2 protein-coding genes are annotated in these 1,467 nt (G+C 33.9%); both read left to right on the top strand.

The window, feature by feature from the left end; translation table 11 throughout:
- Positions 1 to 174 (top strand): T9SS type B sorting domain-containing protein (locus EG242_RS15280; RefSeq protein ID WP_148090589.1); only part of this gene is annotated, 174 nt, incomplete at its 5' end.
- 144 nt (positions 175 to 318) lie between these two features.
- The coding region (locus tag EG242_RS14755) for a choice-of-anchor L domain-containing protein (RefSeq protein ID WP_203227754.1) at positions 319 to 1,467 on the top strand (1,149 nt) is incomplete at its 3' end.

Raw genomic sequence — 1,467 nt, 5'->3', positions numbered from 1 at the left:
TTTGACCGCTTTGGAAAACTAATCAAGCAATTAAGCCCTGCAGGGGCAGGATGGGACGGAACCTTCAACGGCAAACCACTACCATCAACCGACTACTGGTTTAAAGCAGAATACTTAGATCCAAAAACGGGATTAAATAAAGAAGTAACAGGCCATTTCTCGTTAAAACGATAACCACCTGTTAAATGATAATAATACAAAAGGAGGAAGCAATCGCTTCCTCTTTTTCGTTAATAAAATTTTCATAAAATTTTATTAAATTTAAAATCTTTAGATGTATATTGCGAGGAAATACTTGCTTTCAATTTATTTTATTATATGAAAAGGGAAAAACGTTTAAAGAGAATAAATAATATTGTGTTAATTCTTATATTTATAGGCTTTTATGGGTTTGGTCAACCTATAAGTGTTAATACTTCAACCTATACTCCAGATCAGTTAGTAAAAGATGTTTTAATTAAAACGCCTTGTGCTCAAATTACTAATGTAACTTGGTCAACAGGAAATAGTTTTCCAACAGGAGATCAATCAAATGGTATCGGTTATTTTCAAAATACCAATCCAGCTTTTGATATGGCTGATGGTATTGTACTTAGTACTGGAAAAGCAAGTGATGTTCCAGGGCCACGCGGTTTAAACGGAGGATCAAGTAGTGGTACTCAAGATTCATGGCCTCATGATGTACAGCTAACTACTTATATGAACAATGTGTTGGGTAATACAGATAGGTATCATAATGCAACAATATTAGAGTTTGATTTTGTGCCCTTTACGGCAGATATGAGTTTTAATTTTATTTTTGCATCTGAAGAATATGGTACATTCCAATGTGATTTTTCAGATGCATTTGCGTTCTTTTTGACAAATACAGTTTCTAATACTACTGTTAATCTAGCTTTAGTTCCTAATACTACCGATCCTATTTCTGTTGTAACAATACGAGATGCTGCTAATAATGCAGGTTGCGCTTCTGTTAATCAACAATTTTTTGGTAGCTACAATGCAGGTAGTACAACTAATGCTATTAATTTTAATGGACAAACAGTAAAAATGACAGCTCAATCGCCTGTTGTTCCTTTTACAAAGTATCATATAAAAATGGTTATTCAAGATAGAGGAGATTCAGGTGTAGATTCTGCTGTTTTTATTGAAGGAGGAAGTTTTAATATTGGTAATTTAGATTTAGGGGATCCTGTTTTAGTAGGTGATGGAAACGGCTTGTGTGTAGGTGATAGTTATATTTTAGAAGCAGGATTAGATCCATTGTTATTTACTTTTGAGTGGTTTAAAGACGGCATAAAAATACCCGGACAAACAGGACCAACTCTTACAGTTACCGAAACGGGTGATTACAGTGTAAAAGCTTTTGTTCCTAATGTAAATTGTGATTTTACAGCTACACCTGTCCGCATAGAGTTTTACGAATATGTAAGTATTAGTGCTCCATTAAATTTAACGGCATGTCCA

Source organism: Paenimyroides viscosum (genome assembly GCF_003858535.1).
GTDB classification, from domain to species: Bacteria; Bacteroidota; Bacteroidia; order Flavobacteriales; family Flavobacteriaceae; genus Flavobacterium; species Flavobacterium viscosum.
This window is presented reverse-complemented; position numbering and strand designations above follow the sequence as displayed.